Genomic DNA, 22,609 nt, shown 5'->3' with positions numbered 1-22,609 from the left:
CTACGATGCAACAAGCGGTGTGTTTACGCTCGCTGCTGGTTTTGACGCTGAGACGGCACATGACGCATTGTTTGTCGAAGGTGATGGCGTTGAGACAATGTCTGACGAAAGTGACTTTGTTGTGATGACTGATCTCAATCAGGCTCTCGTTGGAACTGACCTCATTTAATAACGCGACATCAACCGGCACCGTAGAACACGGTTTTGAGGTTAATAAACAACGAAAGCGCCCGCAGCGCTGAAGGTTTTTCGTCCGAAAAACCTTTCTGCCCGGCAAGATTTTTCGGACGAAAAATCTTGCGCCCCCCGTCGTGACATCACCGCGGCGTGGTGTCGCGCCAGGCACCAGGGCCCAGCCCGTCCAGGGTCCAATCGCCGATCTGCCAGCGCACCAGCCGCAGTGTCGGAAAGCCGATATGCGCCGTCATCCGGCGGACCTGGCGGTTGCGGCCTTCCTTGATCGTGATTGCGATCCAGCGATCCGGGACCGATTTGCGAAACCGCACCGGCGGGTCGCGGTCCCATAGCACGGGCGGCGCGATCAGCTGCACCTGCGCAGGCCGTGTCGGCCCATCGTTCAGCAAAACACCCTCCCGCAGCGGGGCCAGATCGGCGTCGGTCGGCGCGCCTTCGACTTGTACCAGATAGGTTTTCGGCAGTTTGTAGCGTGGATCCGCGATCCGCGCTTGCAAGGCCCCGTCATCGGTCAGCACCAGCAATCCTTCGCTGTCGCGATCCAGCCGCCCGGCAGGATAGACGCCCGGCAGCGCGACATAGGCCGACAGCGTGGGGCGGGGCGAGGGGCTGCGCGCATCGGTGAATTGCGACAGGACGCCAAAAGGTTTGTTGAACAGCACGATGCGCGACATGGCGTTTTCTATCCCGGCCCGCGCCATGCCGTCCACCGTATACCTTTGTGTGCGACTAAGTAATTATAAATCAACGATTTTATATTTACATGGCGAATTGCGACGCTAGTGTGGGCGTGACCTGATTGTGAAAGCGCCCGCCATGCCGCCGATTGCCGACCATCCCCAGCGCTATACTTTGGCGAATGAACTGCATGCGCGCCCATTCCCGGCGGTGGGCGCGCCCAGCCGTGCGGCCTATCTGGCGATCAAACCGGCCAGCAATGCCGCGGGCCGCGACCGTGCGGCGGATCGCGCGCATCTGATCGATCTGCTGGACCGGTTCGGCGCGCAGCATCCGCAGCCCGATGCCACGCATTATTTTGGCACCATCGGCAAGCATCAGCTGAAATGGGAAAGCCATACCGAATTCGTGACCTATACGGTCTTTGGCGAAGGTGTCGCCTCGCGCCCCTTTGATGCCGCCACATTCGAGGTGTTTCCCGATGATTGGCTGTCCAAGGCACCGGGGACGCGGGTGACATCGGCGCTGATCAGGATCGAGGTGGTCGATGGCGATGACGGCATTTTGAAAAAGGCGCAAGATTGGTTCGTGCCGGAAAGCCTTGCGATCAGCCGGGTTGTGGAAAACGATCTGGTGATCGCGGGTGATTTCCGCATCGATACGGCAGGGCATATGCGCTTTGCCGTCTTTGCCCGCCCGCATGTCGATGACCGCCGGATCGGCCGGGTGGTCCAACGCCTGTGCGAGATCGAGACCTATAAGGCGATGTCGATGCTGGCCCTGTCCAAGGCGCGCTCGCTGGGGCCGAAGATGGCGGAATTCGACAGGATCCTGACCAGCCTGCTGGAAGATATGCGCCTGTCGATGGCCGACCCCGCCAAGGTGCTGCAATCTTTGTTGCAGGTCTCGGCCGAGATCGAGAATACGATTGCGCAGACCACATTCCGCTTTGGCGCGGCGGGGGCCTATGAAACCATCGTCAACCAGCGCATTGCGGTCCTGCGCGAAGAAAGGTTCGGCGGGCGCCAGACATTCGGCGAATTCATGATGCGCCGGTTCGACCCCGCCATGCGCACCGTCAAATCCACCGAAGCGCGGCTTTACGCCATGTCCGAACGCGCCTTGCGGGCGGGGGATTTGCTGCGCACCCGGGTCGATGTCGAACGCTCGGCGCAGAATCAGGAATTGCTGACCAGCATGGACAAGCGCGCCGATCTGCAACTGCGCCTGCAGCGCACGGTCGAGGGTCTGTCGGTTGTCGCAATCAGCTATTACGCCGTCAATCTGGCGCTTTACATGGCCGCGCCGCTGGAACAGGCTTTTGGCATCACCAAACCCGTGATGACGGCGGTCGCCACGCCGATCGTGCTGGTGCTGGTCTGGCTGATGGTCAGCCGGATTCGCAAACGGATGGAATGATGCAGGCTTGCCAGCCCCTTGGCAGGTGATACGATCCGGCCTGCGAACAGGGGGGATCACATGCGTCTGGTTTTGGGGTTTGCCGTGATGGCGGGCAATGCGGCGGCGCAGGATTTGCCGCGCGCGTTAAGCGATGCCGATTTCAGGCTCGTCAACCGCGCCGAGGCGGAACTGGGCCAGTTTCTGTTCTATGACCCGATCCTGTCGGGCAACCGTGATGTGTCTTGTGCGACCTGCCATCACCCTGCCTTTGGCACCGGTGACGGGCTGTCGCTGGGTCTGGGCGATGGCGGCACGGGGCTTGGCCCTGACCGTGTGGCCGACCCCGCCAACCGGCCAGAACAGCGCATCCCGCGCAATGCGCCGGCCTTGTTCAATCTTGGCGCGCATGAATTTGCCGTCCTGTTCCATGATGGCCGGATCGAGGTGGACCCCGCCCGCCCCGGTGGCCTGCGCACGCCGCTGGCCGACGACATGGTTGCGGGTTTTGCCTCGCTTCTCTCGGCGCAGACGATGTTTCCGGTGCTGTCTGCGGATGAAATGGCCGGCCATTACAGCGAAAACGACGTGGCCCAGGCGGTCCGGCGCGGCATGATCACGGGGCAGGGTGGTGCTTGGGATATCATCGCCAAACGTGTCGCGGATATCCCCGCCTATAGCGATGCTTTCATCGCGGTTTATGACCATATCGACAGCCCCGACCAGATCGGGTTTACCGATATTTCCAACGCGGTTGCGGCCTTCATGGAATTGGAATGGCGGTCCGACAATGCCCCCTTTGACGCGGTCCTGCGCGGCGAGGCCACCTTGCCCGAACCCGCCGCCACCGGCATGGCGCTGTTTTATGGCGCGGCGGGCTGCGTCAGCTGCCATTCCGGCCCTTTCCTGACCGACCATCAGTTTCACGCGATGGGCGTGCCACAGATCGGGCCGGGCAAGGCGGAACGGTTCGAAAGCCATGCCAGCGATCTGGGCCGCTACCGTGTCACGGGCGATGCGGCGGACCTTTACGCCTTTCGCACGCCCAGCCTGCGCAATGTGGCGCTGACCGGCCCTTATGGGCATTCGGGGGCCTATGCCGATCTGCGCGCTTTCCTGGTCGCGCATCTTGATCCGGTGGCAGCGCTAGAGGCTTATACGCTCGATCTTGCGCTGCTGCCTGATCTGCCGGTCGATGATACGCGCGGGCGCGCCGATGATGCGGCGATTGCGGCGGCGGTGACAGTCGCGCCGGTCAATGTGGATGCGGCGGGGCTGGAGGCTTTGCTGGCCTTTCTGGACAGCCTGACAGATCCCAATGCGCAGGCGGGCGTGCTGGGCATCCCCGATGCGGTGCCAAGCGGTCTAGCCGTCGCGCGGATGCCCGAGGGTTAGGGGCGCATTCGCCTGAACCTGATGCCTGCTTTGCGCCCCATCGGGCCATGTCACAGTGACGATCGCGCGATCCGCCTTGCCCAGACCGAAATGCAGCGGCAGCGCCTTGCCACCGGCATGACCGCCGCCGATGATGTTTTGCTGGCTTTGTGTGCCGCTGTCGGTGGTGACCGTGACGATTGCACCGATCGCATTGCGGTTGCCACCCGATTGGCGCAGCGCGATTTGCAGCCAATTTCCGGTGTCCTTGGTCACATTGCGGTAAATCTTTAGCGGCGCGCGGCGGTTGACGACGATCAGATCCAGCCGCCCGTCCCCGTCGAAATCAGCCAAAGCCGCCCCGCGTGACCGCGCGGTGGTGGCGATACCTGCGGTCTGGCCCGCCTCGACAAAACGGCCATCGGCTTGCTGCATCAGCAGGTTGTTGGGGTCGGCCATGGCCAGCCCCGGCATCTGGTCGACATTGCCTTTGGCGATGAACAGATCGGCGCGGGTGTCATTGTCCACATCCGCAAATTCCGCATGCCAACCGGTCGAGGGGCGCCCGTCATCGCCGGTATGCGGGCGCTGGGCATAGGTGCCGATGCTGTAGGGCGCATTGGCATAGGTGCCGTCCTCTTGCGCCAATTGCAGCAGCTGATCACCCATAGAGGTCAGCATCACATCATCGCGGCCATTGCCGGTCAGATCGCGGCTGGCAATCCCCATCCCCCAAAGCGAGACATTCTGCCAGCCATCATCCGGCCCCAGAAACCGCCCTTCAGCGATATCCCACATCTGTTCATGCCCGCCACGGACGTAATAATGCCGGTCATTCGACAGCCGCAGCGTCAACCGCCCGCGCGCATCCTGGGCCGCCAAGATCGACAGCGGGCAAAAGCCGGGGGTCAGATCGACGCTGGCATAGCCGCCTGTTACGGGCGTCAGGATCTGGTTGGCGTCGCAGGCTTCGAACGGGCCATCGGGGTTCTTGCGGTCAACGTAATTGCCGACCGCCATGACCGGCCTGCCGTCGCCGTCCCACCAGGCGCTAAAGGCGGTGGTCCAGTGATCGCCCATAGGCACAGCCCAATCGGCGGTCGCATCGGTAAAGCCGCAAGCGCCATCGCCGCGCAGCACGATATTGGGGCCGACGCGCATCACGAAAAGATCCATCGCGCCATCGGCGTCAATGTCGATCGGATAGGCCCCTGTCACACCGGTCAGCGCAGGCAGCGGCAGGGGGGTAAACCGGAAATCACCCCCATTGCGCAACAGGATGGCTTGGGTTTCACCCCCTGCGGCAAAGATGTCCGGCAAGCCGTTGTTGTTACAATCGAAAACTGCGACGCCGCCACCGACGAAATGTTCCCAGCCGCCATCATAGATATGCATCGGCAGCGCGCCCGAGCGATCCTGAAACAGCGGGTCGGCCGCGACCGGCCCGGCCAGCAGGCACAGGACCAGCGCACGGATCATCCCCGCGCCTCGCCCATGACCTTGTCGGTGACCGCCGCCAGCGCCAGCGCGGATGCGCCCCGCGCCCAGACCAGATCGCCCCAGGCGTGAATCTCGATCCGGCAGGCCTCGCGCCCGTGGTTCAGGGTCAGCTTGCGCATCTCGGCCAGCACCTCGTCGGAATAAAGGTAATCATATTGCATCCGTTCGCCGGACAGGATGATCAGTTCGGGATCAAACAGTTGGATCACATTGGCCAGCCCGACCGACAGATAGCGCCCGGCACGGCGAAAGATGGTGCGCGCGGCCTCGTTGCCGGCCTTGGCCTGCGTGAACAGCGCATCCAGCATCGCATTGGGGCTTTGCAGGTTGCGCGGGTTGCGGTGCAGGGCGGTCGCGGCCTCGCGGGCCAGGGCGTAATCGGCCAGGTAAGCCTCTAGACAGCCGCGCTGGCCACAGCGACACAGCGCGCCGTCAAGCTGCACCTTGGTATGGCCCAGTTCCAGCCCCATGCCGCGCGATCCGCGAAACAGCCGGTTGTCCAGCACCAGCCCCATGCCAACGCCATGTTCGATGGTCACCACCGCGAAATCCGTCATCGACCGGCCCGCCCCGAACCATAATTCCGCCAGCGTCAGCACATTGGCATCATTGTCCAGATAAAGCGGCACGCCGAAACGCGCGCCAAAGGCGGTGGCGATATCCATGTCGCGGTCCGCCAGCAGGGGCGACCAGGGCACGGTGCCGGTATGGTGATCCACGATCCCCGACAGCCCGATCCCCACGGCGGCGATCGTGGTGATATCCTTGCCGCTGTCTTGCAGGACCGCCGCGATCAGCACGCCGATTTCATCCAGCAGATCATCCAGGCTTTTGCGCGTGGGCGGGGTGGGCAGGCTTGCATCGGCGACCATCTGGCCGGAAAAATCGGTCAGAACGGCGGAATGCACCTCGTCCGACAGCTTGATGCCGATGACATGGCAGGCCTCGGACACCACTTCGAGCGCGACAGGCGGGCGGCCGCGCCCGGTTTCGCGGGGCAGGCCCTCGACCTCGCGCAGAAAGCCCGCGCCGATCAGATCTGCGGTCAGTGTCGTGGCTGATCCTGCGCTGATTCCCAGCGCGCGGGTCACATCGGTGCGCGCCGCACGGCCGGCCCCGCGCACATGTTCGAAAATCTGCTGGCGCAAAGGCTTTGCAGAGGCGCTGGCCGTAGGCAACAATGGGCCACAGCCTGACACCATTGACGATTCGTCGCCATCGGCCGCTATTTCGTCATACATAGTTCAACCCTTGAATTATAAACGGGCGATAGGCGCGCCAAAACCCGAGGTATTCACAGACTGCCCGATTATTCAGCTGTATCAAGCCTATTTTTTCCGAAATCGTGCGATTTTTATTTTGACAAGTGAATTTAATCTGGCATTTTGAACGCCGTAGGGTTCGTAAGCCCACACCCTCACTGCATGAGGGCCGCATTTCTGGGAGGAAAACATGCATAAATCCATTATCGCTGCCGCGATTGCCGTCGCTGGCTTCAACTCTGCCGCTTTGGCGCAGGACCTGACGGTCGGCGTCAGCTGGTCCAACTTTCAGGAAGAACGCTGGAAGACCGACGAAGCCGCGATTCGTGCCGCACTTGACGCGGCTGGTGCGACCTATGTGTCCGCCGATGCGCAGTCGTCATCGGCCAAGCAATTGTCCGATGTCGAAAGCCTGATCGCCCAGGGCGTTGATGCGCTGATCATCCTGGCACAAGACAGCGCGGCCATCGGCCCAGCAGTCGAAGCTGCTGCCAATGAAGGCATCCCCGTCGTCGCCTATGACCGCCTGATCGAAGATCCGCGCGCGTTCTACCTGACTTTCGACAACGTCGAGGTTGGCCGGATGCAGGCCCGCGCCGTGCTGGAACAGATGCCAAGCGGCAATTACGTCATGATCAAAGGCTCGCCCACTGACCCGAACGCAGATTTCCTGCGTGGCGGCCAGCAGGAAGTCCTGCAATCGGCCATCGACAGCGGCGCGATCACCATCGTGGCCGAGGCCTATACAGATGGCTGGTTGCCTGCGAATGCACAGCGCAACATGGAACAGATCCTGACCGCCAATGACAATGCGGTTGACGCTGTTGTCGCGTCCAACGACGGCACCGCTGGCGGTGTTGTGGCCGCGCTGACCGCGCAGGGGATGGAAGGTATTCCCGTCTCGGGTCAGGACGGCGATCATGCCGCGTTGAACCGTGTGGCGCTTGGCACGCAGACGGTTTCGGTCTGGAAAGACGCCCGTGATCTGGGCCGCGCCGCCGCAGAGATCGCGGTCGCGCTGGCCGGGTCGAACGGCGATATGGCTGCGGTCGAAGGGGCCGGCACATGGACCTCGCCTTCGGGCACCGACATGATGGCCATCTTCCTTGCGCCGCTGCCGATCACTGCGGATAATCTGACAGATGTCACCGACGCTGGCTGGATCACCGTTGAATCGCTCTGCCAGGGCGTGACCGACGGCCCGGCACCTTGTAACTAAGTCGCAGGTGGCGGCGCTGCCGCCCCTTTCAGGGACCCTGCCGCGATGCAGGGTCCCGCTTTTCTTATTCAAGCAAACAATTGGTCGCTGACCCTGCGCAATTGGCTGCGATGGAGCAATGCTATGTCTGATCAAACCGCGACCAAAGCGCCCGCTGCGCGCCGGTCCCTGCTCAAAACGCTCGAGGTGGATACCCGCCTTTTGGGAATGATCGGGGCGCTGCTGCTGATCTGGGTGGTGTTTCATCTCTGGTCGGACCTGCGGTTCCTGACGCCGCGCAATATTTTCAACCTGTCGATCCAGACCGTATCCGTGGCGATCATGGCGACCGGCATGGTGTTTGTCATCGTCACCCGCCATATCGACCTGTCGGTGGGCGCGCTGCTGGCGACGACCACCGCCGTGATGGCGATCACGCAGACGCAGATCCTGCCGCAGATCTTCGGGCTGGAGATCGGGCATCCGATGATCCCTTGGATCACCATTGTCGCAGGCATCCTGACCGGCGCGCTGATCGGGGCCTTCCAAGGCTATCTGGTCGGCTATCAGATGATCCCCGCCTTTATCGTCACGCTGGGCGGTTTGCTGATCTGGCGCAACGTCGCCTGGTATCTGACCGACGGGCAGACCATCGGGCCGCTGGATCAGACCTATATGCTGTTTGGCGGGATCAACGGCACGCTTGGCATCTTCTGGAGCTGGGTTGTCGGCCTGATCGCCGCCGCCGCCGCCGCCGCCGGGCTGCTGATGGCCCGCCGCACCAAGATTGGCCATGGCTTTGCGGTCAAACCGATCTGGGCCGAAATGGTGGTGATCGGCGTCGTTATCGCCGCGATCCTTGGTTTTGTCGCCGTGCTGAACGCCTATGCCGTCCCTGATCGTGTGATCGCGCGGGAATTCGAACGCTGGGGCTGTGCGGCCGCCGAAACCTGCACCGCGGGATATGGTATCCCCTATTCGGTGCTGCTGCTGATTGCCGTCGCAATCGTGATGACCGTGATCGCGCAGCGCACGCGTCTGGGCCGCTATATCTTTGCCACGGGCGGCAACCCGGATGCGGCGGAATTGTCGGGGATCAATACCAAGCTTCTGACCGTCAAAATCTTCGCCATGGTCGGCATGCTATGTGCGCTGGGCGGTATCGTCGCCTCTGCCCGGCTGGGGTATCACACCAATGATATCGGCACGCTGGACGAATTGCGCGTCATTGCGGCGGCTGTCATTGGCGGCACGGCGCTGGCGGGCGGGATCGGCACGATCTATGGCGCGATCATCGGCGCGCTGATCATGCAATCGCTGCAATCGGGCATGGCGATGGTCGGGGTCGATGCGCCTTATCAGAACATCGTGGTGGGCCTTGTGCTGGTCCTGGCCGTCTGGATCGACATCCAGTACCGCAAATATTCGGGAGCGAAATGATGACACCCCTTGTGCAGATGAAAGATGTCTCGATCTCCTTCGGCGGGGTCAAGGCGGTGGATCACGTCAGTATCGATCTTTACCCCGGTGAAGTCGTGGGTCTTTTGGGCCATAACGGTGCCGGTAAATCGACCCTGATCAAGATCCTGTCGGGCGCCTATAAGATGGATTCCGGCGAGATCTGGATTGATGGCAAAAAGGCCAATATCCAATCCCCCCGCGACAGCCGCGACCATAATATCGAGACGATCTACCAGACGCTGGCGTTGGCCGATAACCTTGATGCGGCGTCAAACCTGTTTCTGGGCCGCGAATTGACCACGCCTTTCGGTTTCGTCGATGACGGGCGGCAAGAGGCCGAAACCCGCAAGATCATGGCGCGGCTCAACCCGAACTTTAAAAAGCTGAAAGAACCTGTCTCGGCCCTGTCGGGTGGTCAGCGCCAATCGGTCGCCATTGCGCGGGCGGTCTATTTCAAGGCCAAGATCCTGATCATGGATGAACCGACCGCCGCCTTGGGCGTGCATGAAACCAAGATGGTCGCCGATCTGATCAAGGAATTGAAAGCCCAAGGTCTGGGTATTTTCCTGATCAGCCATGACACCCGCGAGATGATGGAACTTTGCGACCGTGTGTCCGTGATGAAGAACGGGCAGGTCGTCGGCACCGAACGGGTCGAGGATGTGACCGAGGATGATATCCTGTCGATGATCATTCTGGGCAAGAACCCCAAACAGGCAGCCTGATGTATATCGGGCTTGATCTGGGGACCTCTGGGCTAAAGGGGGTTCTGATCGACGTGGATCAGGCCATTCTGGCCGAGGCTTCCGCCCCGCTAGAGGTGATGCGCCCACAAAGCGGCTGGTCCGAACAGGCGCCTGCCGCATGGCTTGACGCCGCCGATGCCGTGATGCGCGCGCTGGGCGCGCAGGTATCGCTGGCGGGGGTCAAGGCGATTGGTCTGTCGGGCCAGATGCATGGCGCGACCTTGCTGGATGATGCCGATCAGGTGCTGCGCCCCTGTATCTTGTGGAATGACACCCGGTCCGCGGTTGAAGCGGCCGCATTGGACGCCGATCCAAAGTTTCGCGCGCTGACCGGCAATATCGTCTTTGCGGGCTTTACCGCGCCGAAACTGGCTTGGGTGGCGGCGCATGAACCCGCGATTTTCGCCCGTGTCGCCCGTGTGCTCTTGCCCAAGGATTACCTGCGGCTCTGGCTAACCGGCGAGGCTGTGGCCGAAATGTCCGATGCCGCTGGCACCAGCTGGCTGGATGTCGCCAAACGCGATTGGTCGGATGATCTGCTGGCCGCCACGAACCTTAGCCGCGCACAGATGCCGCGACTGGTGGAAGGGTCCGAAGTGTCGGGTCAGCTGCGCGATGCGCTGGCCAGCCGCTGGGGTCTGCCGCGCGGCGTCGTGGTCGCGGGCGGTGGTGGCGACAATGCCGCCAGCGCCGTGGGTGTGGGTGTGGTCAAGGCGGGGGATGCGTTTGTCTCGCTCGGCACGTCCGGTGTGCTGTTCGCCGCAAGCGACGCCTACAATCCTGACGCCGCCAGTGCCGTGCATACGTTCTGCCATGCCTTGCCCGACACTTGGCACCAGATGGGCGTGATTTTGGCCGCCGCCGATGCGCTGAACTGGTTCGCCAAGCTTGCCGACAAACCCGCCGCCACGCTGACCGGTGATCTGGGCGCGCTGCAAGCCCCCGGCAAGCCGCTGTTCCTGCCCTATCTGGGCGGCGAACGGACGCCGCATAATGACGCGGCCATCCGTGGTGCGTTTTTGCATTTGGACCATGCGACCGATACTGCCGCGATGGCGCGGACCGTGCTGGAAGGTGTCACCCATGCGATCCGCGATTGCCATGACGCGCTGACCAGCACCGGCACCAAGATCAACCGCCTGATTGCCGTGGGCGGCGGGTCGCGGTCGGATTACTGGGTGCAGGCGATTGCCACCTCGCTGGACCTGCCCATCGCCTTGCCTGTCGCGGGTGATTTCGGCGGGGCCTTTGGGGCGGCCCGCCTTGGGCTGATGGCGGCAACGGGGGCAGGGGCCGACGTGGCGAGCGCCCCCAAGATCGCCCGCACCATCGACCCCGATACCAAACTGACCGCGGCCTTCGCGCAGGCCCATGCGCGCTATCGCGCCAGCTATAAAGCTCTGAAAGGACTATCATGACCGATTTCTTCAAAGGCATCCCCGCCATCACCTATGAGGGGCCGGACAGCGACAATGATTTCGCTTTCCGTCATTACAACCCCGACGAGGTCGTGATGGGCAAGACGCTGAAGGATCACCTGCGTTTCGCCGCCGCCTATTGGCATTCTTTCGCCTGGCCGGGTGGCGACCCGTTCGGCGGGCAGACTTTCGACCGGCCCTGGTTCGGCGACAGCATGGATGCGGCGCGCATGAAGGCCGATGCCGCGTTCGAGATGTTCCAGATCCTGAACGTGCCCTATTTCTGTTTCCACGACGCCGATGTGCGCCCCGAAGGGAACAGCTTTGCCGAAAACACCCGCAATCTGGAAGAAATCGTCGAATATTTCGCGGCCAAGATGGAAGCGACCGGCGTCAAGCTGCTGTGGGGCACGGCCAATCTGTTCTCGCACCGCCGGTTCATGGCGGGGGCGGCGACGAACCCTGACCCTGATGTGTTCGCGTTTTCGGCCGCCACGATCAAGACCTGCATGGATGCGACCATGAAACTGGGCGGCGAAAACTATGTCCTGTGGGGCGGGCGCGAAGGCTATGAAACCCTGCTGAACACCGACATGGGCCGCGAACGCGCGCAGGCGGGACGGATGTTGCAGATGGTCGTCGATTACAAACACAAGATGGGCTTCAAAGGCGCGATCCTGATCGAACCCAAGCCGCAGGAACCGACCAAGCATCAATATGATTACGATGTTGCCACGGTTTACGGGTTCTTGAAAGAATTCGGGCTGGAAGGCGAGGTCAAGATGAACATCGAACAGGGCCATGCCATTCTGGCGGGCCATTCGTTCGAACATGAATTGGCGATGGCGCGGGAATTGGGGATTTTCGGGTCCATCGACATGAACCGCAATGATTACCAATCCGGCTGGGACACTGATCAGTTTCCCAATAACGTGCCCGAAATGGCGCTGGCCTATTACGAGGTGCTGCGCGCGGGCGGTTTCACCACGGGCGGCACCAATTTCGACGCCAAATTGCGCCGCCAGAGCCTTGATGCCGAGGATCTGATCCTGGCCCATGTCGGCGGGATGGATGCCTGTGCGGCGGGCCTGAAAGCCGCCGCCGCGATGCTGGAGGATGGCAAGCTCGAAGCCGCGCGCGATGCCCGTTACGCAGGCTGGGACACAGAGGCGGGCCAGGCGCTCTTGTCCAGCGATCTGGATGCGATCACCGCCAAGGTCATGGCCGAAGGGATCAACCCCGCGCCACGCTCGGGCCGTCAGGAACGGTTGGAAAATCTGGTGAACCGCTACCTGTGACCTTGTAAACCCGGCGGGTAAGGTGGATCATGATCCACCTTACTGATGGCGAAAGAGGTCCGACATGAACGATATGCACAGCACCGCCCGGCGGCTTTTTGCAGCGGGCGTGCAGGCCGCTGATCCGGCGGCGGCTGTGACGCGGCATCTGGGGGATGTGCCCGCCCCGGCGCTGATCGTGGCGGTTGGCAAGGCGGCCCGCGGCATGGCGCAGGCGGCGCTGCACCGCTTTGCAGGCGTGCCGACCATCGTCGTGACCAATTACGAAAACGCGCAGCCGCTGGATGGCGCGGTGGTGCATGCCGCTGGCCATCCGGTCCCCGATGCGAACGGCGCACAGGCAGCGCAGGCGGTGATCGCGGCTTTGCGCGGGGCCACAGGCCCGGTGCTGGCGCTGATTTCCGGCGGTGGATCGGCCTTGCTGCCCGCCCCCGCAGGCGCGCTGACATTGGCCGACAAGATCGCGGTGAATAATCTGCTGCTGGCCTCGGGGTTGGACATCCGCGCCATGAACCTGATCCGCCAGCAATTGTCCGATCTCAAAGGCGGCGGGTTCCTGCGCCATGCCGCTCCGCAGATGATGACCGCATTGATCCTGTCCGATGTCGTCGGCGATGACCTGAGCGCGATTGCCAGCGGCCCGACCGCCCCGCCCATTGGCACGGCGGCACAAGCGGCGGCAATGTTGCGCGATGCGGACCTCTGGGACCGCTTGCCCGCCGCGGTGCGCGCGCATCTGGCGCAGGCGGCCCCCGCGCCCGCGCTGCCTGCGGCACGCAATATCCTGATCGGCTCGAACGGGCAAAGCCTGGCCGCCATGGCGCAGGCGGCGGGGCCGGCTTTTGTGATCCGCGAGCCTGTCACCGGCGACGTGGCCGAGGCTGCGCAATTGATCTGCGATCAGGCGCGCCCGGGCGTCACCCTTTGGGGGGGCGAGACGACGGTCGTGCTGCAAGGCAATGGGCGTGGCGGGCGCAATCAGGAACTGGCGCTGCGCATCGCCATCGAGGCCAAAAAGCGCGGCTGGCGCGCATGGACCTGCCTGCAAGCGGGCAGCGACGGGCGCGACGGGCCGACAGAGGCCGCAGGCGGGATCGTCGATCAAGACAGCCTTGGGCGGATCACGGATATCGACGCGCTGCTGGCCAATAATGACAGCCATGCCGCTTTGGCGCAGGCGGATGCTTTGTTGGTGACCGGGGCCACCGGTACCAATGTCGCCGATCTGGGCGTGATGATCCGGGCGGAATGATGGCTCTGACAGGGCCGATATGCAACAAAACGAGGCAGGATTGATGGCGCAGGACAGCATCTGGCTGGACAGGTTTGCCGGGCTGGCGCGGCTGGAACCGGCCATCAAGGCCCAGCTTTTGGCGCGCAGCGCGGTTGTGACAGCCCCGGCAGGCAGTGTGATGTTTGGCCCCGGCAAATCGCCGGAAAACATGCTGTTCTTGCTGTCGGGCACGGTGCGGGTGCAGCAGGTCTCGGAAACCGGCCATGAAATCGTGCTGTACCGGATCGAGGCGGGCGAAAGCTGCGTGCTGACCACCGCCTGCCTGCTGGCCTATGATGATTACGCCGCCACCGGGATTGCCGAAACCGATGTGCAGGCCGCCGCCGTGCCGCGCGATGTCTTTGACGATCTGGTGGCGCAGTCGAAATCCTTTCGCAATTTCGTCTTTGCCGCCTTTTCCAAGCGGATCACCGACCTGTTCTTGATGATCGACGAGGTCGCATTCCAGCGCATCGACGTCCGTCTGGCGGATAAGTTGTTGAAATTGTCGCATGGCGATGACCGGGTCGCCACCACCCATCAGAAACTGGCGGTCGAATTGGGCACCGCGCGCGAAGTCGTGTCACGCCAATTGCAGGAATTCCAACGGCGCGGCTGGATCGCGCAGGCGCGGGGCGCGGTGATGATCGCGGATCGCAGCGGGCTTGCGGCGGTGGCGCGCCATCACGGCTGATGGCTGTCTGTGACAATATCACCGACAGGGGCCGCGCGCCGGTGCTAGGTTCGGGGTCAGCTATATGAAGGAGCCTTTGAAATGACAGTCAATGTTGGCACTCTGGACCGGATGATCCGTGGCATTCTGGGCATCGTCTTGCTGGCGCTGCCTTTCGTCAGTGGCATGGCGCTGTTCGACAGCACGCTCGCCACGATCATATCGGTCGTGATAGGCTTGGTGATGCTGGCGGTTGCCGCAACGCGGTCTTGCCCGCTTTATACCATTCTGGGCATGCGCACCTGCAAGGCCTGATCTGCGATAAACCTGTCCGCTTGCCGCCTGTGCACGCGGCCCAATTGGTCGAAAAAATATGAATAGCCGTTTGACCCGCTTCCTGCCCATCCTGTCATGGGGGCGGGATTATTCCCGTGCCGATCTTGGCAATGACCTGACCGCCGCCTTTATCGTGACGATCATGCTGATCCCGCAATCGCTTGCCTATGCGCTGCTGGCGGGGCTTCCGGCCGAGGCGGGGCTTTACGCCTCGATCGTGCCGATCATGCTTTATGCCGTCTTCGGCACCAGCCGCAGTCTGGCCGTGGGGCCGGTGGCGGTGGTGTCGCTGATGACGGCGGCCGCACTCAGCAATATCGTCGAACAAGGCACGATGGGCTATGCGGTGGCCGCGCTGTCGCTGGCGGGGCTGTCAGGGATCATCCTGCTGGCCATGGGGCTGTTCCGGCTGGGGTTCGTGGCGAATTTCCTGTCGCATCCGGTGATTGCGGGGTTCATCACGGCCTCGGGGATCATCATCGCGGCCAGCCAGTTGAAACATATTCTGGGCATCAGTGCCGACGGCCATAACCTGGCCGAATTGGTGCTGTCGCTGGGCAGCAATCTGGGCGGGATCAACTGGATCACCGCGCTGATCGGGGTGCTGGCGACGGGGTTTTTGTTCTGGGTGCGCAAGGGGCTGAAACCGGTCCTGACCAAGCTGGGCCTTGGCGCGGGGCTGACGGGGTTTTTGGTGAAACTTGGGCCCATCGTAGTGGTCGTGGCGACCACGGCGGCGGTCTGGTATTGGGGGCTGGACGCGCGCGGCGTCAAGATCGTGGGCGAGGTGCCGCAAAGCCTGCCGCCTTTCACGCTGCCATCCTTTTCGCCCGCTTTGCTGGGACAATTGTTGCTGCCCGCCTTCCTGATCTCGATCATCGGTTTCGTGGAATCGATTTCCGTGGCGCAAACGCTTGCCGCCAAGAAACGCCAGCGGATTGATCCCGATCAGGAATTGATCGGTCTGGGGGCTGCCAATATCGGCGCATCGCTGACGGGGGGCTTTCCGGTGACGGGGGGGTTTTCGCGGTCAGTCGTGAATTTCGATGCGGGGGCGGCGACACCGGCGGCGGGGGCGTTCACGGCTGTGGGGCTGGCGATTGCGGCACTGGCGCTGACGCCGCTGATCTATTTCCTGCCGACCGCGACCTTGGCCGCGACGATCATCGTGGCGGTGCTGAGCCTTGTGGATTTCTCGATCCTCAAACGCAGCTGGACCTATAACCGCGGTGATTTCGCGGCGGTTGCCACGACGATCCTGCTGACCTTGGCCTTGGGCGTCGAGGTGGGGATTTCCGCAGGCGTGCTGCTATCGGTGCTGCTGCATCTTTACCGCTCGTCCAAGCCGCATATCGCCGAGGTCGGCCAAGTGCCGGGCACCGAACATTTCCGCAATATCCTGCGCCATGACGTCATCACCCATCCCAGCATCGTGACGCTGCGGGTGGATGAAAGCCTTTATTTCGCCAATGCCCGCTATCTGGAAGACCGGATTCAGGCGCGTGTCGCGGGGGACAAGGACGTGCGCCACGTCATCTTGCAATGCGCGGCGATCAACGAGATCGATTTCAGCGCGCTGGAATCGCTGGAGGCGATCAACGAAAGGCTGCGCGAGATGGATGTGAAACTGCATCTGTCCGAGGTGAAAGGCCCGGTGATGGACCGTCTGGCCGAACAGCATTTCCTGCACCAGCTGACGGGCAAGGTATTCCTGTCGCAATATGACGCGGTGCAGGGGGTTTTGGCATAGCCGCTCGTAAAAAAATAGGTCGGGGATAACCCCGACCTACGCAACTTGGCACCGTAGGGCGGGGTTCACCCCGCCATCCGGACAACACCGTAGGGCGGGGTTCACCCCGCCGTCCGGACAAAGATCAGTTCAGATCGCTTTCATATCCTGCCGCCATCTCGGCCTCGACTTCGGCCACGGCCTCTTGCAGGGCCGCCAGCATGTCGGGGCCGCCTTGGACGTTGGCGGCGAACCATTCATAAACCGGCTGGGCGGCTTCGGCGAACAGGGCCTTTTCCGCAGGTGTCGGCACGTAAAGGTCGCCGCCACCGGCCAGAAACGCCTCATAGGCGGCGATGGATTTGCGCTTGGGCGAGGCGAAAGTCGCCTGTTGCAGGGCGGCAAAGCCATCGACCACGACGCGGCGCAGATCCTCTGGCATGGCCAGGAAAGCGTCGTTGTTCATCCACCACAACGCCCCCATATAGGAATGGCCGTCCAGCGTCAGATATTGCAGGCCGGCATCAGGGAATTTCATGTTCATGATATCGGTGATGCCGTTGGCGGTGCCTTCGACAACGCCGGTTTGCAGCGATGTGAACAGTTCGGGCCATTGGATCGGGGTGGCGGAGGCGCCCATCGCCTCGACCAGCTGGATCGGCAGGTCGGCGACCACGGTGCGCAGTTTCAGCCCTTGCAGATCGGCGGGGGTCTGCACCCGGCGTTCTGTATTGGCAAAGTTGCGCCAGCCGCCGGTATTGCCGATGGTCATCAGGCGGATGGTGTTGCCGCTGTCTTCCAGCGCGCGGTCGCGCATGATGCGCACGAAATCGCCCTGCAGCACGGCCTCGGCCACGCGGTCGGAGGACATCAGATAGGGCAGGTCAAGCACCTGCACATAAGGGAAAATCCCCGCAGCCCCGCCCGAGGTCGAGATATAGACATCGATGGATCCTTCAGAGACGCCTTCAAGGCATTCCTCGCCGGTGGCGCACAGCTGCGTGCCGATGAAGAGTTCCACCGCGATGCGGCCATTCGATGCCGCCTCGACATAATCCTTGAACACGACCAGACCGTCGTAATCTTCGTCATCTGTGTTGGAATTGGCCGTCGCGCGGATCGTGAAATCCTGCGCGGCCAAGGCCATCGGCGTCACCAGCACGGCGGCTGTCACGGCCAGTTGGGTCAGTTTTTTCAGCATTTTATCCTCCCTATGGATGCTGTTGATTACTGTATCGGCGCGGGGCTGATACAGGCGGAAAAGCCGACATCCGGGGCACAGCCCAGAAAGCCTGCAAGGTAAGGCACCGTCATCGAAATGGCGGGGATATAGGTGATCAGGAAGATCACGAGGATTTCCACCGCCAGAAACGGCAGGATGGCCTTGGCGATGGTTTCCACACGCTCGCCCGACACGGTCGAGGCCACGAACAGCACCAGCCCCATCGGGGGCGTGGCCAGACCCACGGTCAGGTTCACGCTCATGATGATGGCGAAATGCACGGGATGCACGCCCATGTCGACGAAGATTGGTCCAAGGATCGGCCCCAGAATGATGATTGCCGGACCCGCATCCAGAAACATGCCGACGATGAACAACAGGATATTGATCAAAAACAGCAAGATCAGCGGGTTTTCGGACAGCGACAGGATATAATCCGACAGTATCTGCGGCGCATATGACAAGGCCACGACAGTCTTGAAGGCAACCGCCGCACCCACCAGCAGCAGCACCGCGGATGTCGCGATGGCAGAGCGCGTGAGCACGCCTGACAGATCGCGCAGTTTCATCGATCGCAGCACGAAGAAGGACACGATCAGCGCATAGGCGACGGCGACCGCCGAGGCCTCTGTCGGGGTGAAGACGCCGACAAGGATGCCGCCCAGAATGATGATTGGCGTCTGCAGCGGGGCCACGGCCTTTTTGCACACGATGCGGAAATCGCTGGTGACCCGCTTGCGATAGCCCATCAGCAGGTAATGCGACGCCACCAGCAGGGCGACGAAAACCACCCAGAGGTTCAGCGCATGGACAATATCGCCCGCGTCATCGCGGCTGGCCAACCCCACAGGCCGCGCGATCAGCGTATAAAGCGCGATCAATAGCCCCGCGAGATTGATCCGCAGCAGCACGAAGCTGACCCAATATTCCACCGGCGTGATCGTCTGGTCCTTGCTGACGATCCGTTCCGCCTTGGGCAGGTCATAGCGGTCGGCCATCAGCCGGACCATGACCATCAGCCCGACACCGACCAGAATTCCCGGCACGATCCCCGCCAGAAACAGCGAGGCCACGCTTTCGCCCATCACATAGGCATAGATGATCATGATCCCCGAAGGCGGGATGATCGGCCCGATCACCGAACTGGCCGCCGTGATCGCGGCGGCGAAACGCCTTGTATAGCCGTTCTTTTCCATCGCCGGGATCATGGTGGACCCGATGGCGGATGTATCGGCCACGGCCGATCCTGACAGGCCCGCGAACAGCATCGAGGACAGGATGTTCACATGCGCCAGCCCGCCGCGCAGATGGCCCATGAAGGCTTGGGCGAATTCGACCAGCCGCAGCGTGATGCCGCCCCGGTTCATGATCTCGCCTGCCAGCATGAAAAACGGCAGCGCCATCAGCGGGAAAGAATCCATCCCGTTGTAAAGGTTGCGGTAAAGCCCTGCCACGACATTGCGGCTATCGCCTTCGGCCATGATCATCGCAAAGGGCGAGGCCATCAGCGCAAAGACCACCGGCATCCCGATCAGGATCAGGATCAAAAACAGCGGCAGGAACAGGATCAGCATTATTCTGCCCCCGCCATATCATGTTGCCGCAATGCCCGCAGCCGGTCGCCTTGCCCGAAAAGCGTGATCAGCTGCCGCAGCATCAATTCGATATTGACCGCGATCAGCAGGTTCACCCCGACCCAGAGCGAGGCATATTGGTAATTATTCTGGAACCGCGCGCCGCATTTGCCGATCTCGATCCCGAAAGGCCAGCGCAGCGAGGAGGAACAGCCGCGCCCTGACAGGGTCAGCAGATGGTTGTTCAGCCCCCTTTCCCAGGCGATCACCAGCACCCAAAGCGTGATCGCCAGCAAGAACAGCGACAACAGCCCCGCCAACATCCGGGGCAGGGCACGTTCAAGCATATCGATCGCCACGAACCCGCCCATCCGGTAGGCCAAAGGCGCCATCAGCCCGGTCATCCAGAGCATGCCGAACCGCGCGCCCTCTTCGGTCCAGTTCGGCGCGGCATTCAGCAGATAGCGGAAAAACACCTGCCCGAGGATCAAGGCCACCATCACGCCAAGTGCTACCACGGCAATCAGCTTGCCGATCGCCAGCACGGCGGTATTGAACCGCTCGAGCGGCCACAAGATACCAAACAGGACCGACATCGGCTCCTCCCCTGTTTTGTTGCGCCTTTCGGGGCTCTGCCCCCTTGCCCCTGGGGGGCAATTCCCCCGGGATATTTTTACTCGAAAGATGGATGCTGTGCTGCGAATGTGCCGTATTGGCCGCCATGAAAGGTCAGGGGCTGGCCTTGGGTGTGATGGGCTTTGGTGACGCGGCCGATGATGATCAGATGGTCGCCCGCATCATGGCTGGTTTCAAGATTGCATTCGAATGTCGCCAGCGCGCCTGCGATGATCGGCATGCCGCAATGCGACAGATGCGTCGGCACATTGCGGATCGCGGTTTTGGAGCCGAGGATCGCTGTGCAGATATCGCGCTGATCGGCGGCCATGACATGGATGGCAAAGCGCCGCGCGCCGGCGAAATGTGCGAAGCGTTTAGAGGATTTTGCCGGCGACCACAGCACCAGCGGCGGGTCGAGCGAGACGCTGGCAAAGCTGTTGGCGACGATCCCGATCGGCCCTTCGGGGCTGTCGGTGGTGATGATGGTCACGCCGGTCGTAAAGCTGCCAAGCGCCGCGCGAAAACGGCTGCTGTCGGTTTGCGGGTCGAATGTCTGGGGCATTAGGGGACTTCCTGGCCAAGGGCTGCGGTATAGAGCTTGAACCAGGTTTCACGGTCCATCGTGACTTGCAATGCGGCAGAAAGAACCTTGATCCGGTCAAGCGCATTGGTGCCCATGACCGGCATGATCCGCGCCGGATGCGCCAGCAACCATGCAACGGCGACCGCCCCCATGTCCAGATTCTGTTCGGTGGCGACGGCGGCCAGCGCATCCTGCACCGGTCCCGTGCCCGTCATCAGCGCGCCGCCGCCCAAGGGCGACCAGGCCATGATCGGCACGTCGCGTTCCTGCAGATAGGCGACATCGCCATTGGTGAACCCTTGATGGGCCGCCAGTGACAATTCGATCTGGTTGGTGATCAGCTTTGTCTGCATCGCCGATTGCAGCAGGGTCCAATCATGCAGTTTGAAATTCGACACGCCGACGCTGCGCAGCTTGCCCGATGCGACCAGCGCATCAAGCGCTGCCCCTGTTGCATGGTGATCCATCAGCGGATCGGGCCGGTGGATCAGCAAAGTGTCGATCCGGTCCACCCCCATCAGCCGCAGCGAATGATCGACCGAGGCGGTCACATGCGCGGCCGATGTGTCGTAATATTTCACGCCCGCACCCGCATAGCGCCCCGCAGAGATGACGATATCGCATTTGCTGACGATCTCGATCTGGTCTTTCAGGGCCGGGGCGGCGCGCAGCGCATTGCCCATGATTTCCTCGGCCATATAGCCGCCATAGATATCGGCCTGATCCATCGTGGTGATGCCTTGGGCCAGACAGGCCTCGATCTTGGTCTGGACATGTTTGGGGCTGGTGTCGGCATCATCGCCCAGCCGCCACATGCCGTAAACGATGCGGCTGAAGGACAGGTCGTCGGTGATCTTGATACGTTGCATTAGCGGCGTTGTCCTGTGCCCAAGGGCGTGGCTGGTGTTGCGGAAGGCACGCGCCCGTATTCATGCGGCAGCGAGCAGGTTTTCAGATGCGGCATCACCCGCGCGCCGAAATGTGCGGCCTCGGCGATATGCGGATAGCCCGAGAAGATGAAGGCGCGGATGCCCATTTTCTGGTAATCCTCGATCTTGGACAGGATCTGGTCGGTCGAGCCCACTAATGCGGCACCGCAGCCCGACCGTGCGCGGCCAATCCCCGTCCAAAGCCCCGGTTCGGTGTATCCAAACTGATCCGCCAGTTCGCGCGCGCGCGATTGATGCGCCACCCCAAGGCTGATGCTGTCATGGGCGCGGTCGCGGATCAGTTTGCCATATTCGTCATCCAGCTTGCTGGCGATGTAATCGGCGTAATCCTTGGCCTCGGCCTCTGTGTCGCGCACGATCATATGGACGCGCAGCCCGTAATCCAGCGTGCGCCCATGGGCGGCGGCGCGGGCATGGACGTCTTTCATCCGCTGTTCCAGCACATCGCGGGTCTCGGGCCACATCAGATAGACATCGCATTGCGCCCCGCAAAGTTCCAGCGCATCGGGCGAATAGCCGCCGAAATAGAGCAGCGGGCCGCCGTTTTGCTGATAGGGCCGGGCGGGGTCGGTGGGCAGCTTGCTGATCTGGTAGATCTCGCCGTCATGGCTGACCTCGTCCTGGGTCCAGCATTTGCGCAGGATTTCCACGACTTCATGGCTGCGCTTGTAGCGGTATTTGCTATCGGCAACCTCGCCGGGGAAATCAGAGCTGATGATATTCAGCGTCAGCCGCCCCTGCAGCATATGATCCAGCGTCGCGATGGTGCGCGCCAGCATGATTGGCTGCACCTCGCCACAGCGGATCGCGGCGAGGAAATTGATCTTGTCCGTCAAGGGCGCCATGCCCGCGACAAAAGACAATGTATCCTGACCCACCTGATAGGAAGAGGGCGCAAGGATGTTGCGGAACCCTTGCGCTTCGGCCGTCAGCGCGATGTCGCGGCAATGGTCCCAGGACGAGCGCAGATCGCCATCCGGCACGCCCAGAAATTGGTAATCATCTGAACACAGGGCGGAAAACCAGGACACCTCTGCCGCATCAAGATCGGCGCTGGTGACGGGCACGACGCTCATTGATTCCCCTCCCAAGGACTTGCTGATTGCACTTGCGTAGCATGGAG

20 protein-coding genes are annotated in these 22,609 nt (G+C 62.2%); 11 read left to right on the top strand and 9 right to left on the bottom strand.

Features of this window, described 5'->3' with window-relative positions; genetic code table 11:
* Positions 1 to 317: 317 nt before the first annotated feature.
* A complete protein-coding gene (locus LOKVESSMR4R_RS09975) occupies positions 318 to 869 on the bottom strand; it encodes a pseudouridine synthase (protein ID WP_087212996.1) in 552 nt (183 codons plus the stop codon).
* Positions 870 to 1,011: 142 nt separating this feature from the next.
* On the opposite strand from LOKVESSMR4R_RS09975, the gene LOKVESSMR4R_RS09970 reads away from it, so the two are divergent.
* Entirely contained in the window at positions 1,012 to 2,292 is a 1,281-nt protein-coding gene (locus LOKVESSMR4R_RS09970; RefSeq protein WP_087208013.1) for a DUF3422 family protein, read from the top strand.
* 60 nt (positions 2,293 to 2,352) lie between these two features.
* A complete protein-coding gene (locus tag LOKVESSMR4R_RS09965) occupies positions 2,353 to 3,666 on the top strand; it encodes a cytochrome-c peroxidase (RefSeq protein WP_087208011.1) in 1,314 nt (437 codons plus the stop codon).
* On the opposite strand, the gene LOKVESSMR4R_RS09960 is transcribed toward LOKVESSMR4R_RS09965, so the two are convergent.
* Together LOKVESSMR4R_RS09960 and LOKVESSMR4R_RS09955 are read right to left on the bottom strand one after the other, a co-directional pair.
* Positions 3,637 to 5,124 (bottom strand): CRTAC1 family protein, encoded by a 1,488-nt coding sequence (locus tag LOKVESSMR4R_RS09960; RefSeq protein WP_087208009.1) that lies wholly within the window; start codon positions 5,122 to 5,124, stop codon positions 3,637 to 3,639. The genes LOKVESSMR4R_RS09965 and LOKVESSMR4R_RS09960 overlap by 30 nt on opposite strands.
* Positions 5,121 to 6,386 (bottom strand): ROK family protein, encoded by a 1,266-nt coding sequence (locus LOKVESSMR4R_RS09955; protein ID WP_204248656.1) that lies wholly within the window; start codon positions 6,384 to 6,386, stop codon positions 5,121 to 5,123. Before LOKVESSMR4R_RS09955 ends, LOKVESSMR4R_RS09960 begins: the two co-directional genes overlap by 4 nt.
* Positions 6,387 to 6,597: 211 nt before the next feature.
* Between LOKVESSMR4R_RS09955 and xylF the strand changes: the two genes are divergently transcribed.
* The 9 genes from xylF (at position 6,598) to LOKVESSMR4R_RS09910 (ending at position 16,560) form a co-directional block, all read left to right on the top strand.
* Positions 6,598 to 7,626, top strand: a complete 1,029-nt coding sequence (xylF, locus tag LOKVESSMR4R_RS09950; RefSeq protein ID WP_087208007.1) for a D-xylose ABC transporter substrate-binding protein — start codon at positions 6,598 to 6,600, stop codon at positions 7,624 to 7,626.
* A gap of 123 nt (positions 7,627 to 7,749) precedes the next feature.
* On the top strand, positions 7,750 to 9,045 hold the full coding sequence (locus LOKVESSMR4R_RS09945) for a sugar ABC transporter permease (protein WP_087212990.1): 1,296 nt from the start codon (positions 7,750 to 7,752) through the stop codon (positions 9,043 to 9,045).
* A complete protein-coding gene (locus LOKVESSMR4R_RS09940; protein WP_204248655.1) occupies positions 9,042 to 9,791 on the top strand; it encodes an ATP-binding cassette domain-containing protein in 750 nt (249 codons plus the stop codon). Before LOKVESSMR4R_RS09945 ends, LOKVESSMR4R_RS09940 begins: the two co-directional genes overlap by 4 nt.
* Entirely contained in the window at positions 9,791 to 11,230 is a 1,440-nt protein-coding gene (gene xylB / locus LOKVESSMR4R_RS09935) for a xylulokinase (RefSeq protein WP_087208005.1), read from the top strand. Before LOKVESSMR4R_RS09940 ends, xylB begins: the two co-directional genes overlap by 1 nt.
* Positions 11,227 to 12,528, top strand: coding sequence for a xylose isomerase (xylA, locus tag LOKVESSMR4R_RS09930; protein ID WP_087208003.1), 1,302 nt, complete (start codon positions 11,227 to 11,229; stop codon positions 12,526 to 12,528). Before xylB ends, xylA begins: the two co-directional genes overlap by 4 nt.
* Before the next feature lie 64 nt (positions 12,529 to 12,592).
* Positions 12,593 to 13,780, top strand: coding sequence for a glycerate kinase type-2 family protein (locus LOKVESSMR4R_RS09925; protein WP_087208001.1), 1,188 nt, complete (start codon positions 12,593 to 12,595; stop codon positions 13,778 to 13,780).
* Between the two features lie 19 nt (positions 13,781 to 13,799).
* Positions 13,800 to 14,495: a Crp/Fnr family transcriptional regulator gene (locus LOKVESSMR4R_RS09920; RefSeq protein WP_237331757.1), complete on the top strand. Its 696-nt coding sequence runs from the start codon at positions 13,800 to 13,802 to the stop codon at positions 14,493 to 14,495.
* Positions 14,496 to 14,576: 81 nt separating this feature from the next.
* Positions 14,577 to 14,789 carry a YgaP family membrane protein gene (locus LOKVESSMR4R_RS09915; protein ID WP_087207999.1) on the top strand — a complete coding sequence of 71 codons (213 nt, stop codon included), beginning with the start codon at positions 14,577 to 14,579 and terminating at the stop codon, positions 14,787 to 14,789.
* Positions 14,790 to 14,847: 58 nt separating this feature from the next.
* Positions 14,848 to 16,560, top strand: a complete 1,713-nt coding sequence (locus LOKVESSMR4R_RS09910; RefSeq protein WP_087207997.1) for a SulP family inorganic anion transporter — start codon at positions 14,848 to 14,850, stop codon at positions 16,558 to 16,560.
* A gap of 124 nt (positions 16,561 to 16,684) precedes the next feature.
* On the opposite strand, the gene dctP is transcribed toward LOKVESSMR4R_RS09910, so the two are convergent.
* The 6 genes from dctP to LOKVESSMR4R_RS09880 form a co-directional block, all read right to left on the bottom strand.
* Entirely contained in the window at positions 16,685 to 17,740 is a 1,056-nt protein-coding gene (gene dctP, locus LOKVESSMR4R_RS09905) for a TRAP transporter substrate-binding protein DctP (protein ID WP_087207995.1), read from the bottom strand.
* Between the two features lie 26 nt (positions 17,741 to 17,766).
* Complete coding sequence (locus LOKVESSMR4R_RS09900; protein ID WP_087207993.1) at positions 17,767 to 19,335, bottom strand: TRAP transporter large permease; 1,569 nt, start codon at positions 19,333 to 19,335, stop codon at positions 17,767 to 17,769.
* Complete coding sequence (locus tag LOKVESSMR4R_RS09895) at positions 19,335 to 19,931, bottom strand: TRAP transporter small permease (RefSeq protein WP_087207991.1); 597 nt, start codon at positions 19,929 to 19,931, stop codon at positions 19,335 to 19,337. The genes LOKVESSMR4R_RS09900 and LOKVESSMR4R_RS09895 overlap by 1 nt, the downstream gene beginning before the upstream one ends.
* Before the next feature lie 77 nt (positions 19,932 to 20,008).
* Positions 20,009 to 20,515: a flavin reductase family protein gene (locus LOKVESSMR4R_RS09890; RefSeq protein WP_087207988.1), complete on the bottom strand. Its 507-nt coding sequence runs from the start codon at positions 20,513 to 20,515 to the stop codon at positions 20,009 to 20,011.
* On the bottom strand, positions 20,515 to 21,405 hold the full coding sequence (locus LOKVESSMR4R_RS09885; RefSeq protein WP_087207986.1) for an aldo/keto reductase: 891 nt from the start codon (positions 21,403 to 21,405) through the stop codon (positions 20,515 to 20,517). The genes LOKVESSMR4R_RS09890 and LOKVESSMR4R_RS09885 overlap by 1 nt, the downstream gene beginning before the upstream one ends.
* Positions 21,405 to 22,562 (bottom strand): LLM class flavin-dependent oxidoreductase, encoded by a 1,158-nt coding sequence (locus LOKVESSMR4R_RS09880; protein ID WP_087207984.1) that lies wholly within the window; start codon positions 22,560 to 22,562, stop codon positions 21,405 to 21,407. The genes LOKVESSMR4R_RS09885 and LOKVESSMR4R_RS09880 overlap by 1 nt, the downstream gene beginning before the upstream one ends.
* Between the last annotated feature and the right edge of the window lie 47 nt (positions 22,563 to 22,609).

The sequence above is a fragment of the Yoonia vestfoldensis genome (genome assembly GCF_002158905.1).
Taxonomy (GTDB): domain Bacteria; phylum Pseudomonadota; class Alphaproteobacteria; order Rhodobacterales; family Rhodobacteraceae; genus Yoonia; species Yoonia vestfoldensis_B.
The sequence above is the reverse complement of the archived record's forward strand: the minus strand, read 5'-3'. Positions and strand labels throughout refer to the sequence as shown.